The sequence below is a fragment of the Streptomyces roseofulvus genome (assembly GCF_039534915.1).
GTDB classification, from domain to species: Bacteria; Actinomycetota; Actinomycetes; order Streptomycetales; family Streptomycetaceae; genus Streptomyces; species Streptomyces roseofulvus.
The window spans coordinates 8151666-8167539 of record NZ_BAAAWE010000001.1 but is presented as its reverse complement, the minus strand read 5'-3'; the positions used below and the strand labels follow the sequence as shown (position 1 = coordinate 8167539).

Below are 15874 nucleotides of genomic sequence, written 5' to 3'. Positions count from 1 at the left end.
CCGGCTAGGGCGCGCCGCCTCGGTGTCGTGGGTTTACGGCCAACCGCCCGGACCTGGCGCTTCCGTGGGAACGCCGGACGCCTCAGTGTCGGACGAGCATGACCTGGAGCAGACCTGACGGATCCAGTCCTGATCCCGGCGGTGCCGTACAACCTTCAATGGTCTTCATGGGTCTGGTGCTGATGGTGAGTGATCGTCACCACCACTTCTGTGCGGGAGGTCCCCCTTTGAAGCACCTCAGCCCGGCCGTCGCCCTGGTCCTGGCCGTATCCGCAGGGACCCTGAGCACGCCGGCCGTCGCGGCCGACGCGGCGGATTGGGCCCAGTCGACAGCCACGGCGGAGACAGGGGCGGAGACGATTGCGCCTCTGGCGATACCCGTCGACTCCGTGCTGCTCAGCGCCGGGCAGACCGGCATGCTCAGCCGGACCGGCACAGGTGCCTCGGCCGTTCACCGCTGGACGCGCCTGGCCGACGGACCCGGGGAAGCCCCTCGGGCGCGCCCGCCTCCTCGGCACCGACCAGGGGCGATGGGCAGGGACGTGAGGTGGCGGCGCGGTGGCGGCGCGACCAGTCGCGCAGGAGACCTTGACGACCTGCCCGCCGTGCCGCTGCCCGACACGGAAGCACTTCGCCGCCAGGGTGCACTGGACACGCAGCCGGCGGGCGTGGCGCGGGGCCGGCGGATCCCCGGGCCGGGCTCCGTACGAAAGCCGGAGCCTCAGGAGGGTCCCGTACAGAAATAGTCGGCGCGGCGCGCACCCCTTGACCACACGGTCTGAGCTGCAGGTTTGCCCGTCGCCACAAGAGCCTGGAGGCAACCTGCAGAGCAACTTGCAGGGCAACCTGGGGAGCACCTTGCAGGGCAACCCGGGAGGCAACCCAGCCGGCCGTCCCGGCCACGGGGCCTCGCGGCGGGCGGTACCGGCGAGCGGTCGCCCCGGGCCGTTGACCTGCGGTGGTAAGCGCGGTGGTAAGCCTGGTGGTGAGCGGGGATCAAGATCGCTCTTCCCCAATTGGGGAAGTCGCCGCTTCCCCTTGCCGCGCGGGTCAGCTGGTGCCGACGGCCTGCGCCTCGCCCACCCACGCCGTGAACGCCGTGGCGCGGGTCTCGGTGATCGTGCCGGATTCGCCGAGGGCGGGCGCCTCCCACGTGACGGTCCAGGTCGAGGTGGCGGTGCCCTCCCTGGTCCCGACCGTCAAGGTGTCTCACATGTGAGACACGGGCCCATAGGGGCCGGGTCCGGGCTGCCGGACGGGCCGGCCGCACGCGCCGGGGGAAGAACGCGCACGACCAGCCCCAGGAGACGTCCACTTCGCTCCGATCACCCGCCTACCCCCACACCCCGCACACACACGACCACGCCGACCGGCCAGGTCTCCACGATCGGAGCGCCAGACGAACAGGCCGGGGCGGACGCGGGGACCTTGGCGGGGTCCGCTGAGCGGCCAGCGGACCGGGCACGCCCGCACGTACCTCGTCGCAGCGCTGCCGCCGGTGTTCCCTAGGGGAACACCCCCCGAACCGGAGCCCAGGAAGACGACCACTTCCGAAAAATCCGGAGGTGGTGGTCGGAGAAGTACTCACGCGAGTACCTCCCCGACCTTGATGATCACGAACCAGTTGGTGAATTCGGTAACTGCTGGGGCGCTCCGGGACTGCCGCCGAGCCGGCCGCGAGGGGCGGGGCACGGCACCGGGGCCGGCGAGCCCCGTCCCGGGGTAGACGCCGGCCGGTACACGGCCCGGGCGGCCGGGTGCGGTGACAGGGCCCTGGGGCCCGCGAACGAGCCGCAGATTGTCAGAACGGCCGGGCGAGGGCCGGAAGGCGATCCCTCGAGCACCCTTGATCGTTCAAGGGTGCTCGAGGAGCCCCTCGCGACGTTCCTAAGGGCTGTCCCGTAAATGATCTACGAATGATGGGCGGTCTGACAGGAGCCCTGGCGATCAGGCCCCTGGGGCAGCGCCTATCATGCCGTCGTGACGCGCCCCTGGACGGTAGGAAGGATGGCCGATCAGTTCGTCGAGCTGCTCGGAACCGCTCCCGCCAGCGTCGATGGCGGCAAGCTGACGTTCGTCCGGGGAAGCCTGTGCACCACGCTTTCGATCTGGAAGGACCGCTCCGACCGGTCGGCCTTCGGCTGGAGTGTCCACACGGACTACATCGATCTTCGCGATCGGATGGACGGCTTCGGTGGGGTGGGCATCGGGATCGACCACCCCACGCCAACCGGTGATGCAAGTCCGTCCAGCATCCCTCCTGCCGCCTGCTATCCCTGGCCGACAGGCAGCGCCCCGCTCGCCCCCGAGATCGCTGCCGGCGTCACTCGCTACGGGCCGTCCTCTCTGCACTTCGTCCGCGACTTTCATGACCTGGGGCTGCTGCTCCTCGCGGACACCCACGTCCAACGGGGCGGGGTCTGGTCGTTCACACCGGCCAACAACGAGCCGGGACGGCTTGCGAAGGCCATCCTTCTGGCTCGTCAGTGCGGTGCCCAGGATCTGGAGCGGGCGGCTGTCGCCAAGCTGCGAAACCGCGGCGAGGAACCAGTGCCCCGTCGCCCCGACTACCTCTTCCGACAGGCCGTCGCCGACTGGGCCAGGCAGTACGCCAAGGCCACCGGCATCGATCTCAGTGACCTGGCCAAGCTCAAGCGAAAGCGCCCCCAGTACCCCGAGATCTCGTAGCTCCACACGACTTTCCAGGCCCGGGAGATGATCTCGCCATGACTGGTGTGATCACGGCATCGGAGCCCCGCTGGATAGGCCCGTTCACCGGGCTGAGCCCGCAGCAGTTCGGCACGCTCGTCACCGCTCTGCGCAAGGAGGAGGCAGCCCAGGCACGCAAGGGACGACCATGGAGTCTGCCGCTGGAGGATCGCGTGCTGCTTGTCGTCGCCTACGGGCGAACCAACCTGACACTGCGGCAGCTCGCTCCGCTGTTCGGGATCTCGAAGTCGGCTGCCGACCGCATCATCGACCACCTCGGGCCCGCCCTCGCTCTGCGCCAGCGCCAGCGGTTCCGCAAGGACACCGTGCTGATCGTGGACGGCACGTTGGTTCCCACCCGCGATCACAGCATCGCCGAGCGTTCGAAGAACTACCGCTACTCCACCAACCACCAGGTCGTCATCGACGCCGATACCCGGCTCGTCGTCACCGTCGGTCGGCCCCTGCCCGGCAACCGCAACGACTGCAAGGCATGGGAGCTGTCCGGCGCGAAGGCCGCCGTCGGCAGAACAACCGTGATCGCTGACGGCGGCTACCGCGGCACCGGCCTGGTCATCCTGCACCACCGTGAACGAGGCCAGGCCGAACTACCGGCCTGGAAAGAGGAGCACAACGCCTCCCATCGCAAGGTCCGCGCCCGCGTCGAGCACGCCTTCGCACGAATGAAGACGTGGAAGGTCCTCCGCGACTGCCGCCTCAAGGGCGAGGGCGTTCATCACGCCATGCTCAGCATCGCCCGGCTTCACAACCTCGCCCTCGTCGAATGAGACACAGGGTCCGATACGCGGTCGGCGTGCCATAGATCATTTACGGGACAGTCCTTAGCCAAGGGTGACGTCATTCCTGGTGAGCATCTGCGGCATCCAAGATCGTCAACTGCTGCCCAACCTGCGGACAGGAACCGGCTCGATCCCGGCCTGTGTCAACAGGACGGTTCCTCACCCGCGGAGTCCTCGACATGGACGGTGCCGTCCTCGTCGAGGCACGGGTGGAGCGCCGAGGGGGTGTGGGTGCTGGTGTCGGAGGGGCGCGGGACCTCGGGTCCGTCGGGGCCCCAGCGCAGCAGGCGTCGGGAGCGGGTGATGCGGTAGACGGTGCCGGCCGCTTCGACCTGGTCGCAGCGGCCGGCACGCAGCATGTCGGCGGCCATCGCGAATTCCTTGAGCTCCGCAGCTGCCTTGCCGGTGGTGCCGTTGGGCGGGTTGCGGGCATCGATGGTGCGGTCGGCGTTGGTGGGGATCAGGCTGCGGATGCGGGGTTCCATCCAGGTCAGGGCAAAGTCCAGGGTGCGGCGGGCATCGTGGGCGGTGGCGTGGAGGCTGCTGCCCGCAGACCACTCGCCGTCGCCGGACCGCTCGGTGATCAGGAACGCCGCCGGCATCAGCAGGACGTCGGGATGGCTCTCCACGGCACGTGCGGAGTCCGCGAGGACGGCGTCGGGGAAGCGGGTGCCGCTGTAGGCCAGGGAGCGCAGGGCGACTCGCTCCGCTGCCTGCAGCGGGGAGAGGGGCGCCTCGGGGTCGAGGACGAGACCGTCGTCGACCTTCGGGCTGCGGGCGCCGGGGCCCCAGTCGGGGGTGAGGGGTTCGGGGTCGGTCGGACGTGGGGTTTCGATGGCGCCGCGGCTGTCGACAGCCGCGTACTCCTCTGCCCGCACGACCCGGTAGCGGGTGGTGCCCACGGTGAGCTCGTCGACGGGCTCGGTCTCCAGACGGGCGACCGCCGCCAGCAATGGGCGGCGTTCCTCCCGGCTCTGCGCCTCGTCCTTCGCCCGGAACCAGAGCAGGGAGTTCAGCGCGTCACGGGCATCCTGCGGACAGCCGTGCGCGACCTCGACGACCACCCGCCACCGCCGCCCGTCCCCCGGCCCCTGGGCGGCGATGCCGAACAGCGGGCCGCGGACCGCCAGACCGCTGTGACGAGCCGCTGCGTCGCGGGCATCAGCCTCGATCGCGGCCTCGACGGGCTCCACCGGAACCCTCACCACCACCGGCTCTGCCGGCCCCGCGTCCTGTTCGCTCATGCCCCCATCGTCGCGGCCGCCGTTTGCTCGCATCGCGGATTCCGCAAAACTCCGTGTCGCTGCAGCGGAACGCGGCTGGATGCGATCTTGGCCCGCTCTGGAGCAAGGCGGACCACCTCGTCTTCGCCTGGTCTACGGCGCCGGCTCGTAGGAAGCGACGGTCGTGGGGCAGTCCTCGGCGAGCCCCAGAAGGGCTTCCCGCTCAACCTCGTCGGCGGCCAGGTCCCAGCGGAGCTTCGTGCCGACCCAGGTCGCGGCGTAGGTGCAGTGGTAGGAGGAGTCCGACGGCAGCCACTCGGCCGGGTCCTTGTCCGCCTTGCTGCGGTTGGAAGCCGCGGTGACGGCGATCAGGGTGTCGGGGCTGCCCTGGTCGTTCGCGCATGACTCACGCCGGGCGCGGCTCCACGGCGTCTGCTCAGCTGGCGGGGGAGCGTCATTCCAAGGGTGCTGTATTCCGAGGCCGTTTTACCGGTACCAGTCTCCGGTGGCCTGCAGGGCCCGTTCGATGTACTGGTCCAGGCTGTAGGAGACCAGGTATCGACTGTCCGTCTCGTGGTCCCAGACGAAGATCTCATCGCGTTGTGGAGTTCGAACGAAGGCGAACTGGTCGCCTCCCCCGTTATCGCCGAAGAACATCAGTGGTTCGAATGGCATGTATAGCTCGGTGAAGTCGCGAGTGCTGCGGAGATCCGCGTTGTCCTTCGCGATCCGCTCGGCGCTCCAGACGACGCCGAGACCGTAGCGCCCTCGCACGCCGTTGCACTCTCGTAGCAGACTGGCCAACTGTGGGGGCAGCGGCTGTCCGAGTGTGCTCTCGACCGCTGCCAACGCTTCTTCGCCGGCCGGAGCGTCGAGCTCAGCACCGGCCATCGCCTGAAGGATCTGTTCACGCCACATCGAAGAAGCTTCTCAGACGCCAGGATGCAGGATCGCCCCAGGTAAACCCGGGCGATCCGACTTCTGCGCCTGGTGCTGTCTGCCTGTTCGGTCCTGCCCCTGGTTGCCGGCCTCGGTGCGTGCTTGGAGGTATGCGGTCCAGTCGGTGACGGCGCGGCGGCGCCACTGGACGGCTGTGATCGGGTGAAGGCCGAGCATCGGGCCGAGGACCGCGGGCGAGAGGCCGCATGCTAGGGCCACGAGTGTGGTGGTTCGGGCGGGCCGGTTGGGGATGTGCTGGGCGGCCAGGCGTCGGCTGAGGGCGGGGGGCCGATCCTCGGACGATCACTGCGCACCGCATGCCCGAGTCGACCAGCGCCCACACCGCCTTCCCCTGGGACGAGACCGACGCCGCGAGCGTGCGCGCCGCCGTGCTCAGCCTCGTGGTCACCGTCGGCGAGCGGATTCGGCGCCGCGACCAGGTCGCCCGGAAGGTCAACCTGACCATCGGGCTCGCCGGCGGCGCCAGCGTCTCCCGGACCCGCACGCTGCCTGCCGCGTCCGGACACACGGAGGACCTCCGCAGCGCCGCCTATCGGATCCTCGACGGCATGGCGCTCCAGCGTGCGCGGGTACGGCGGATCGTCCTCACCGTCGAAGACCTCACCGCCGCCGGCGAAGGCCCCGGCACCCAGATGTCCCTCGACACCGAACGCGAGGCCAGACTCCGCATCGAACCCGTCCTCGACCGGCTCAACACCCGCTGGGGCCACCCCGTCGCCAAACCTGCCGCCGACTACCGCCACGCCTCCTGACATCGCTAGACGGAGCTCCGGACGCGCGCTAGCACTCGCTCGGGGAGATTCGAGGATCGGCGCGCCGCCCGGCGGGACGACGGTCCTGTACGTCGCCCACCGCGACCGTACGAGACCCATGCTCGGGGCGCAGCTCCTGATGGACCGCCAGAGGGCAGGCCCTGGCCCTCGGACTTTCCACGGCTGTCCTGGAAGCCGGGCAGACGGCGCCCGCGGTGTCCCAGATGCTCTACGGTCCTCGGACCGGCTACTGGTCGGCCACCACGGGGAGGACCGTCGCGCGCTTCCAGGCGGTCAACTGCGCGTCGTCCACGGGCTTCATCTCGCCGTGGAAGAGCAGCGACTGGCCGTTCTCGACAGTTCCCCGCCAGGCCTGTGTGGCGAACACGTAGGTTTCGCCGTCGGTAAGCCTCTGGGCTGGTTCCTCGTCCGGCGCGTACGTGACGCGCACTGTGCCGCGTACGTCCCCGCGCAGCACCGAGACGACGCTGACCCGGTAGATGTCGGTCATCCAGTGCTCGAGCTCCCGCCGTTCCTCGAATGCCTCCACGCGCCCAGTGAAGACGTCCTCGGCGTGCGGTGCGGTGCCCGCCGGGGTGTGGGCGTCGTAGCCGCGCAGCACGTGCCCGGAGCCGACCTGGCTCTCCATGTGCTGATAGGCGAACCAGCCGCCCAGCGCCAGAGCGCCGGCGGTCATCGCACCCGCGGCCGCGGCGACAGCCTTCTTGTTCATGGTCATCCCCACAGTGCGTGATACGCCTTGATGTCGGTCTGCTCGGTGGGACCGTCGATCTCCTTACCCGAGATGTGGGAGTACTCCGTCCACATCATCGACGGGTACATGCCGTTGTACGGCTTGTGGCAGAAGCCGAGCGCGTGCCCCAGCTCGTGCGCCGCGACCCGCCGGCGGTGCTCCGTCGAGCCGAGGCACTTGCCGTCGTCCAGGTAAGCGCGGTTGAACCACAGCTGGTCCGTGCCGGTGTTCGGGTCCCACCGGCCGTAGACGAGTTTCCAGCCGTTCGCGGTCTGGTGGGTATCGCTCCACTCCAGGTCCGCGTAGCTGGAGGCTCCATCGGGCTTGATCTTGGGGAAGATCGTGCTGTAGGTCGCGGCGAGCACTGAGCTTTCACGGAAGCGCGGTCAGAACCAGGTTCAAAGAGCGCCATCAGGGTGCCTCGCCGTGGTGGGCATCCTCCCGGGCCGGGGCGAGTCACGCGGGTCAGTCGGCGAAGGTTGGCCGACGGGTGACCAAAGGCAGGCTGACTGCGACGGTCTCAGGTGGCCCCCGCTGGAGCGCTACTGGCTCCGGCCGGCGCAGCAGGGGAAGGGATCTTGGCGCATCTCTCCACGTAAGCCTGTTGCCCTGCCCGTTCGGGCACCTTGCGCTGTCCGGTAGGGGGCCGCGTACCGGACAGCCGGATAGGGTCACACCTCACGGGCGCCTTCGTACATGGCTTCGACCAGGTCGGCGTACTCGCGCTCCACGACGGGGCGCTTGACCTTCAGGCTCGGGGTGAGCTCGCCGTGCTCGACATCGAGGTCGCGGGGCAGGACGGCGAACTTCTTGATCGTCTGCCAGCGCTGGAGGCCGGTGTTGAGGCGCTGGACGAAGCCGTCGATGAGCGCGTGGACCTCCGGGGAGGTGACGACCTCGGCGTAGCCGCGGCCGGCCAGACCGTTCGCGGCGGCCCAGGGCATGATCACGCTCTCGTCGAGCGCGACCAGAGCAGTGCAGTAGTTCCGGTCGTTGCCGATGACCAGGATGTTGCTCGCGAAGGGGCAGACGGCCTTGAACCGGCCCTCGATCTCGGTGGGCGCCACGTACTTGCCGCCCGACGTCTTGAACAGGTCCTTCTTGCGGTCGGTGATCCGGACGTAGCCGTCCTTGTCGACCTCGCCGATGTCCCCGGTGCGGAACCAGCCGTCGTTCTCCAGCACTTCAGCGGTCTTGTCGGGAAGGTTGTGGTAGCCGCGCATGATGCCCGGGCCGCGCAGCAGGATCTCCCCGTCCTCGGCGATACGGACCTCCGTCCCGGGCAGCGGCCTGCCGACCGTGCCCACCCGGCTGTCGTCGGCAGGGTTGACGGTGCAGGCCGCGCTCGTCTCCGTGAGGCCGTAGCCCTCCAGCACGGGGACGCCGACACCGGCGAAGAAGTAGCCGATGTCGGGGGCGAGCGCGGCGCTGCCCGACGCGCTGCCGCGCAGCCGGCCGCCGAAGGCCGCGCGGATCTTGCCGTAGACCAGCTTGTCGGCAAGGGCGCGCTGGACGGCCAGGGACAGCGGGACAGTGCGGCGGCCGGTGGCGACCATCTGCTCCTGGCCGGTCCTGGCGTAGTCGCGTGCGACCTTCGCCGCCCACTGGAAGATCTTGTACTTGGCGCCGCCCTCGGCACGGGCCCTGGCGGCGATGCCGTTGTAGACCTTCTCAAAGACCCGCGGCGCGGACGCCATAATGGTGGGCCGGATGACCGGCAGGTTCGTGATGATGAGGTCGACCCGGCCGTCCACGGCCATGACGTGCCCGGACTGCACCTGGCCCGCGATCAGGGCCTTGCCGAAGACGTGAGACAGCGGCAGCCACAGGAACTGCACGTCGTCGGCAAGGACGAGGCCCGTCGACTCCTGGGCGACGCCCTGGTAGGACCAGCAGTCGTGCACGAGCCGCACGCCCTTGGGGCGGCCGGTCGTGCCGGAGGTGTAAATCAGCGTGGCGAGCTGCTCCGGGCCGATGCCCTGGACCGTCGTCTCGACCGCGTCGGGGTGCTTCGCGAGGTACTCGGCGCCGCGCCGCTCCAGCTCGGCGAGGGTGAGCACCTCCAGTCCCTCGATCGCGGCCGCGTCCGGCGCGGGATCGAACAGGACCACAACGTCCAGGTCCGGCAGCTCGCTCTTGTGCGCGGCGACCTTGGCCAGCTGCTCGGCGTTCTCCACGAAGATCGCACGGCTGCCCGAGTCGGCCAGGATGTACGCCGTTTCCTCGCCGTTGGTGCTCGGGTAGACGGCCGTCGCCGCCGCGCCCGCGCACATCACGCCCATGTCGGCGAGGATCCACTCGATCCGCGTCGACGAGGAGATCGCCACCCGCTCCTCGCTCCGCAGGCCCAGGGAGAGAAGTCCGGCCGCAATCGCCTTCACCCGTTGTGCCGCCTGCTCCCATGTCAGCGAACGCCACTCCTCACCGCCGTCGACCTCTGCGGGATACCGGTACGCCTCCCGGTCGGGGGTGGCCTCGACCCGTGACAGGAACAGGTGCGCCACGGAATGCGGGCGGCTTTCGAGAAGGTACTGCGCGGAACTCATGTCGGCCTCCGGGCCCGAGGGCACCCATCACACATCGGTTGACTGGCGAGTAACTTTGGGGGGTGGTGCAGAGGCTAGGGCTAAATCGCCGGGCTGGGTAGGGGAGTTGGATCACGAATTCGCTTTCCGGCCTTGCGGTGCTGCGCGCACATCAGGTCTGGAAAATCCGGTGTAAAGACGAGCGTCGCGTGAGTTCACCCAGGTGTGACTGATCGGATACTGCTACGAGGAGACCTTCGACGTGGACTGAGGCTGATCATCTTGATCGAATACGACATCTACGCCGGCTTCCGGGGGCCGCAGGCCCCTGGGGCCACCCTCGCGGAGGCCGTGCGGGCCGACCTCGAAGCGGCCTTCGGCATCGAGTTCTTCTGTGACACCGACGGGCGATCCCCCTCCTTCACCTGGGGGGACAACGAGCACTGGCTGAGCTGCTGGGTCGCCGTGCCGCCAGACCTGGACGAGCCATACCATTCTCACCCGGCCCGGGTCACTGCCAATCAGCCGGACTCGGACGCCTGGGCCCACCGGGTCTTCGACGCCCTGGACGCAATGGGCCGGTATTCGCTGTTCATGATCGAGGACGACGAGGACCTGGTCCGGACGAACACGGAGCTCGCCCGCACCCAGTGGGAAGATCGTTGATCCCCTGACCCGCGGCCAAGGATCTGTGCCTGGCTAGGATAGGAAGTGATCAGCTCGGCGGTACCGGCGGGGCCGTGTGAGGATCTCGCCGTGACTGGTGTGATCACGGCGTCGCAGCTGTCCTGGATAGCCCCGTTCACCGGGCTGAGCGCGCGGCAGTTCGGCAGGCTGCTATCACCGCGCTCCGGCGCGAGGGTGCTGATCCGGTCCGCAAGGGCCGGCCCTGGAGCCTGCCCCTGGAGGACCGGGTCTTGCTGGTCGCCGCGTACTGGCGCACCAACCTCACCCTGCGCCAGCTCGCCCTGCTGTTCGGGGTGTCGAAGTCGGCTGCCGACCACATCATCAACCATTTCGGGCCGTTGCTCTCGCTGCAACAGCGCCGGCGGTTCCGCAAGGACACCGTGCTGATCGTGGACGGCACCATGGTTCCCACCCGCGACCACAGCATCACCGAGCAGCCGAAGAACTACCGCTACTCCATCAACCACCAAGTCATCACCGACGCTGACACCCGGCTCGTCGTAGCCGTCGGCCGGCCCCTGCCGGGCAACCGCAACGACTGCAAGGCATGGGAGCTGTCCGGCGCGAAGGCCGCCGTCGGCAGAACAACCGTGATCGCTGACGGCGGCTACCGCGGCACCGGCCTGGTCATCCCGCACCACCGTGAACGAGGCCAGGCCGAACTACCGGCCTGGAAAGAGGAGCACAACGCCTCCCACCGCAAGGTCCGCGCCCGCGTCGAGCACGCCTTCGCACGAATGAAGACGTGGAAGGTCCTCCGCGACTGCCGCCTCAAGGGCGACGGGGTTCACCACGCCATGCTCGGCATCGCCCGACTCCACAACCTCACCCTCGCCGGATGAGCACAGGGTCCGATACGCGATCGGCATGCCATAGATCATTTACGGGACAGACCTGAGCCCGACAGAGTGACGGTATGCACGAGCCAGCCGGGCAGGCGCTCGGTGAGCATGGTCGCGAAGGAGCGGACGTGCCTGGTGAGGGCGTCGTTTTCTGGGCAGTGCGTCCGGGCGGCCTTGAGCTGGAGTTGCCCGGGTTCGGTACGGGTGTCCGGACGGCACAGGATCCATCCGGCGACGGTTCGGGGCGAGGGCGGCCGGGCGGTCACCGGCTGCGGTGAGGTGCGTTTGTGCGGGGAGCAGGCGCCGAGCCCCGGCGGGGTGATGACGGTCGCCAGCCCGCGGGCGCGGGAAGCAGCCGAGGCCGCCGGGTCCATGGGCTCGCCGTGAGGGCCATCCCCGCATACGCGGGGAGCAGTCGAGTGTCTTTGTCGGGGTGAAGGAAAGCCACGTCTTCGATGTGGACGGGAGCCGGTGGTTCATCGGTGAGTCGGGAACCATGCGGCGTGATGGTGTGGAACATGCCGCTTTCGGAGCAATGGCGAGAGGGAGCGCTGGTTGGCCGTCACGCTGTGCCTGTTGATCACGGTCCAGGCCAGGGAAACCGCTGGTGCACAGGTCACGTGGTAGGCCGTTCGAGAGGATCCGCCGGGTTCATCGCGAGCAGGGGCTGTCGGGGCGGGAGCTCGCCGCGCGGTCAAGGTGCCCGCGGAACCCGGTGCGGACGGCGTTGGAGCCGCCGGCACCGTCGAATCGGAAGCCGCCGCCACGGCCGAGCGTGCTGGAGCCGGTGAAGGGCTTCATCGACGAAATGCGGCGTGAGGGCCTGGACACGCCGGCGCAGCAGAAGCACACGACACCGCAGACCATGCAGCGTCTGCCGGCAGAACACGACTTCAAGCAGAGGCCGGGGGGTGGCCGGTGATGGTGGGCCTGATCGTGTGCAGTCCCCACTGGTCGACGCTGCCGTCCACCAGTCCGGTGAGGAACTGCACGAGTCCGCCGTTGTAGTGCCACCAGCCGCCTCCGCGGGTGGCCACGGTGATCGTCCATTCGGCGCCATCCCCGCTTGTCGACCACAGGAGGTAGTCGCCCCAGTCTGTCGACCCGCAGCGGAGAAGGCCGCCAGATGCCGGGAAAGCCTGCACCGGCGGATCGAGCTCCGCGTATTCGCACCACTCCTCGACGATCTCCAGGTCTTCGAGTGTGGCTTCGACCCATGCCTGCTCATCGCCGGGCTGCGGGGAGGTGACGAAGAGCGTGTCCCCCACCACGAGGCGGGGATAGAGCTCGGTGAGCAGCTTGAAGTCCGGCGGGAGAGCGGTGCCCAGACCGCTTTCGACAGCCGCCCAATCGACCTTCGCGGGCTCTGGACGCCGGAGCACGGTCAGCTCCGACCATGCCTGCTCGAACGCCGTCAGCGCCTCAACAGCATCTTGAATCCGGCGGGGCGGGGCCTGGGTGCCCATGAACTCGTCCATGCGGCAACCCTGTCAGCAGGGTCCGACACCACAACAGGCGGGCGGGTGGCATCGTCCTAACCCGCGCGAGCGGGGAGCAGCCGATCACCCGGACCGCCTCCGCGAGGGCGAGAGGACCATCCCCCGCGAGAGCGGGGACAGCCGCGCGCCGTCCCGATCCACGCGAAGGCCGCGGGGCCATCCCCGCGCGTGCGGGGAGCAGCATCGTGCGTGATGTGTCGCTGTCTGGGTCAGGGGCCATAACCCGCACGTACGGGGAGCAGGGGACGGCGGCGAGGCGAGCAGCGCGGGGCGCAGCCGCCGAGGGACGTCGAGGACGGAACAGGGTCGCCGGCAAGGAGACAGGGCGGCGGCGCGGCCGAGGAGGACGGCGAAGGCTGCCGAGTCGATAGCTGGGCGGCTGCAGCGCAGGATGGAGGGGCAAGGAGGATCAGCCATGCGCGTTCACCGTCGTCACGCCCGTTCTTCAGTGCTCATCGCTGTGGTCACGGCCTTCGGTCTGGCCTTTGGTACTGCCTGCAGCAGTGATGAGAGCAGTACGCCTGCCCCGGAAGGGGAGACCACCGCCGAGAGGTCGCCGGAGGGTGCGAGCGAGCGAGCTGATCTGGTCAGCTTCAAGCTCGACGACCGTTCACAGGCCGGCATCACCAACATCTGGCTGGTATGGACGATCAAGAACAGCAGCGGCAAGAAGTCGAACTACTCATGGGACTGGGAAGCGATCGACGCAAGCGGCACCCGGGTGGCGAACGGAACGCAGCTTGAGACCGACGTCCAGCCCGGCCAGACCGCAACCGGGGAGTTCCCGACGACCCTCAAGAGCACGGAGGGCGTGAAGCTGAACATCACCAGCTTCGACCGTACTGCCGCCTCCTGACCGGGCGCCGAGCTCCCTGCCGAGCTGGACGACGATGCCGCGCAGCGGGGCCCCGCAGGGCCGGTCAGGGCTGGGGCGGTGGCCGGGCAGGTGAGACGCGGCGCGGCGCTGGCGGGCCGTTCCGGAGTGCGCCCTGAGCAGCCAGAACCGGCGTTCCCACCGGGGCTGTAACCGGCAATCCGTAACCCGCCGAGGACGCGCCAGACGCCTGAACGGGTTTCCGCCCCGCCCAGGAAGATCCCGGCGGGGCGGAGGGGGGCCGTCAGGCAGCGTGTAGGGGCGGCCCGGTGGTACTGCTCCCAGAGCGCATCTGGGCACCGGGCCTCGCCCGCGCACGCCATATCGGCGCGGGCTGAACCCGACCCTACCGGGGCCTACGATTCGGCGGTGACTGATCGACGCCTCCTCGGGCCGGGCCCGGCCTCTGCGCGAACTGCCGCGCAGGCAGACCTTGACGACCTGCCCGCCGTGCCACTGCCCAACACAGAGGAACTTCGCCGCCGGGGTGTGCTGGACGCACAGCCGGCGGGCGTAGCGCGGGGCCGGCGGGTCCTCGGGCCGGGCTTCGTACGGGCCTCGGAGCTCCAGGAGGGTCCCGTACAGAAGTAGTCGGCGCGGCGCGCACCCCTTGACCGCACGGCCTGAGCTGCAGGTTCGCCCGTCGCCGCAAGAGCCTGGGGGCAACCTGCAGAGCAACTTGCAGGGCAACTTGGAGAGCACCTTGCAGGGCTAGTTGTAGGGCAACCTGGGAGGCAACCCGGTCGGCTGCCTCGGCCACGGGGCCTCGCGGCGGGCGGTACCGGCGAGCGGTCGCCCCGGGCCGTTGACCTGCGGTGGTAAGCGCGGTGGTAAGCCTGGTGGTGAGCGGGGATCAAGATCGTTCTTCCCCAATTGGGGAAGTTCCCGTTTCCCCTTGCCGCGCGGGTCAGCTGGTGCCGACGGCCTGCGCCTCGCCCACCCACGCCGTGAACGCCGTGGCGCGGGTCTCGGTGATCGTGCCGGAGTCGCCGAGGGCGGGCGCCTCCCACGTGACGGTCCAGGTCGAGGTGGCGGTGCCCTCGTACTCGGCGGAGCGGGTGTAGCGGTGGCCGCACGTGGGCGAGTCCTGGGCGCCGTGCCGGGCCGCGTACGGGGTGCCGGGGCCCGTGCAGGTGATGGTGGTGCCGTCGCCCGTCGTCCAGCGGACCGACGTCACCTTGGCGGTGGCGGTGACGGTGACGGCCCCGGCGGAGGCGGACGCCGACACCGGCCCGAACGTCGACGGGGACGGGGTGGCCCACAGCCACATGGGCATGCCGATCAGGTACCGGCCGGCCGCGCGCGGCGAGGCCACCGACGGGCCGTCCAGGCGCATCGAGTCGACCGCCTGGCGGGCCAGGACGGCGGGGTCGATGACCGGCTCGGCAGGCGCGGGAGCCTCGGCGGCGTCCGGGATGAAGACGATCCGGGCCTCCAACGTCCTGCTGGTCGGCCCGCCCGGCGTCGGCAAGACCATGCTGGCCGTCGCCCTTGCCCGCTCCGCGGTCGACGCCGGCCACCGCGTCTACTTCACCACCGCCGCGGAACTCGCCGCCAAATGCCACAAAGCCGCACTCGAAGGCCGCTGGTCAAGCGTCATGCGGTTCTTCGCCGGCCCCCGCCTGCTCATGATCGACGAACTGGGCTATCTGCCGCTGCCGGGCGACGGCGCGTCCGCTCTCTTCCAGGTGATCAACCAGAGGTATCTGAAGTCGAGCACGATCCTCACGACCAACGTCGGTATCGCCGACTGGGCCGGCGCCTTCGGCGACGCCACCGTGGCCGCCGCGATGCTCGACCGGCTCCTGCACCGCGCTGCCGTGGTCGGCATCGATGGACCGTCCTACCGCCTCCGCTCGCACCAATCCCACTCCGACAACCTCCGCAAAGGGGAGACCGGACGTGCTGGTTGAATTCCGGGAGTGCCCGATCTGCTGGACGTCATTCCAGGTCAATCCCAGTGCGGGGGCCCGGCACACCTACTGCACACCCCGCTGCAAAGCAGAGGCGAGCCGACGCCGACGCCGCGAACGCGACGAAGCAGCCGATGCTGCTGAAGGCGAGACGATGACCCCGGCATCACCGGACCCGACACCCCTCGCGCCCACGGCTGTCCGGAATTGCCCGCACTGCGACAAGCCCGTCACCATCGTCGCTCTGCTGGCCACTCCCGAAGCAGCACGACCCACCATCCCGATGGCGAACCCGGACGTCATCCCGATGCGCCGCAGCTGAACAAAACGTAGGTC

The 15874-nt window shown here is 69.4% G+C and carries 16 protein-coding genes and 1 pseudogene; 8 read left to right on the top strand and 9 right to left on the bottom strand.

Translation table 11 applies throughout. The features are described 5' to 3' along the window. Positions 1–1050: 1050 nt before the first annotated feature. Positions 1051–1203 (bottom strand): hypothetical protein, encoded by a 153-nt coding sequence (locus tag ABFY03_RS37680; protein WP_346168693.1) that lies wholly within the window; start codon positions 1201–1203, stop codon positions 1051–1053. An 804-nt stretch (positions 1204–2007) separates the two neighbouring features. Between ABFY03_RS37680 and ABFY03_RS37675 the strand changes: the two genes are divergently transcribed. Together ABFY03_RS37675 and ABFY03_RS37670 are read left to right on the top strand one after the other, a co-directional pair. After that, positions 2008–2688: a hypothetical protein gene (locus ABFY03_RS37675; RefSeq protein WP_346168694.1), complete on the top strand. Its 681-nt coding sequence runs from the start codon at positions 2008–2010 to the stop codon at positions 2686–2688. Positions 2689–2726: 38 nt separating this feature from the next. Beyond that, positions 2727–3497, top strand: a complete 771-nt coding sequence (locus tag ABFY03_RS37670) for a transposase (protein ID WP_346168695.1) — start codon at positions 2727–2729, stop codon at positions 3495–3497. Positions 3498–3652: 155 nt separating this feature from the next. Here ABFY03_RS37670 and ABFY03_RS37665 read toward each other — a convergent pair whose 3' ends face one another. Together ABFY03_RS37665 and ABFY03_RS37660 are read right to left on the bottom strand one after the other, a co-directional pair. Continuing rightward, positions 3653–4753 (bottom strand): DUF5954 family protein, encoded by a 1101-nt coding sequence (locus tag ABFY03_RS37665; protein ID WP_346168696.1) that lies wholly within the window; start codon positions 4751–4753, stop codon positions 3653–3655. 465 nt (positions 4754–5218) lie between these two features. After that, entirely contained in the window at positions 5219–5650 is a 432-nt protein-coding gene (locus tag ABFY03_RS37660; RefSeq protein WP_346168697.1) for an SMI1/KNR4 family protein, read from the bottom strand. Positions 5651–5988: 338 nt separating this feature from the next. Here ABFY03_RS37660 and ABFY03_RS37655 point away from each other — a divergent pair, with 338 nt between their 5' ends. Continuing rightward, on the top strand, positions 5989–6444 hold the full coding sequence (locus ABFY03_RS37655; RefSeq protein WP_346168698.1) for a DinB/UmuC family translesion DNA polymerase: 456 nt from the start codon (positions 5989–5991) through the stop codon (positions 6442–6444). 247 nt (positions 6445–6691) lie between these two features. Here the strand turns inward: ABFY03_RS37655 and ABFY03_RS37650 are convergent, their stop codons facing one another. The 3 genes from ABFY03_RS37650 to ABFY03_RS37640 all read right to left on the bottom strand — a co-directional run bounded on the left by ABFY03_RS37650 (position 6692) and on the right by ABFY03_RS37640 (position 9744). After that, the gene (locus ABFY03_RS37650) at positions 6692–7177 is read right to left on the bottom strand and encodes a hypothetical protein (protein ID WP_346168699.1); all 486 of its coding nucleotides are present in this window, start codon (positions 7175–7177) and stop codon (positions 6692–6694) included. Between the two features lie 2 nt (positions 7178–7179). Beyond that, complete coding sequence (locus ABFY03_RS37645; RefSeq protein WP_346168700.1) at positions 7180–7563, bottom strand: matrixin family metalloprotease; 384 nt, start codon at positions 7561–7563, stop codon at positions 7180–7182. A gap of 306 nt (positions 7564–7869) precedes the next feature. Then, positions 7870–9744, bottom strand: a complete 1875-nt coding sequence (locus tag ABFY03_RS37640) for an AMP-dependent synthetase/ligase (protein WP_346168701.1) — start codon at positions 9742–9744, stop codon at positions 7870–7872. 261 nt (positions 9745–10005) lie between these two features. Here ABFY03_RS37640 and ABFY03_RS37635 point away from each other — a divergent pair, with 261 nt between their 5' ends. Next, positions 10006–10389, top strand: coding sequence for a hypothetical protein (locus ABFY03_RS37635; protein WP_346168702.1), 384 nt, complete (start codon positions 10006–10008; stop codon positions 10387–10389). Between the two features lie 90 nt (positions 10390–10479). Beyond that, positions 10480–11252: pseudogene (locus ABFY03_RS37630) on the top strand (transposase). Positions 11253–11287: 35 nt separating this feature from the next. Here ABFY03_RS37630 and ABFY03_RS37625 read toward each other — a convergent pair. After that, the gene (locus ABFY03_RS37625; RefSeq protein ID WP_346168703.1) at positions 11288–11626 is read right to left on the bottom strand and encodes a hypothetical protein; all 339 of its coding nucleotides are present in this window, start codon (positions 11624–11626) and stop codon (positions 11288–11290) included. A gap of 519 nt (positions 11627–12145) precedes the next feature. Further along, entirely contained in the window at positions 12146–12730 is a 585-nt protein-coding gene (locus ABFY03_RS37620) for an SMI1/KNR4 family protein (protein WP_319007527.1), read from the bottom strand. Positions 12731–13166: 436 nt separating this feature from the next. On the opposite strand from ABFY03_RS37620, the gene ABFY03_RS37615 reads away from it, so the two are divergent. Continuing rightward, the gene (locus ABFY03_RS37615) at positions 13167–13607 is read left to right on the top strand and encodes a hypothetical protein (protein ID WP_346168704.1); all 441 of its coding nucleotides are present in this window, start codon (positions 13167–13169) and stop codon (positions 13605–13607) included. 925 nt (positions 13608–14532) lie between these two features. Here ABFY03_RS37615 and ABFY03_RS37610 read toward each other — a convergent pair. After that, positions 14533–15063: an ATP/GTP-binding protein gene (locus ABFY03_RS37610; RefSeq protein ID WP_346168705.1), complete on the bottom strand. Its 531-nt coding sequence runs from the start codon at positions 15061–15063 to the stop codon at positions 14533–14535. Between ABFY03_RS37610 and ABFY03_RS37605 the strand changes: the two genes are divergently transcribed. Beyond that, on the top strand, positions 15041–15538 hold the full coding sequence (locus ABFY03_RS37605) for an ATP-binding protein (protein WP_346168706.1): 498 nt from the start codon (positions 15041–15043) through the stop codon (positions 15536–15538). The genes ABFY03_RS37610 and ABFY03_RS37605 overlap by 23 nt on opposite strands. Then, on the top strand, positions 15528–15860 hold the full coding sequence (locus ABFY03_RS37600) for a hypothetical protein (RefSeq protein WP_346168707.1): 333 nt from the start codon (positions 15528–15530) through the stop codon (positions 15858–15860). Before ABFY03_RS37605 ends, ABFY03_RS37600 begins: the two co-directional genes overlap by 11 nt. Positions 15861–15874 lie beyond the last annotated feature (14 nt).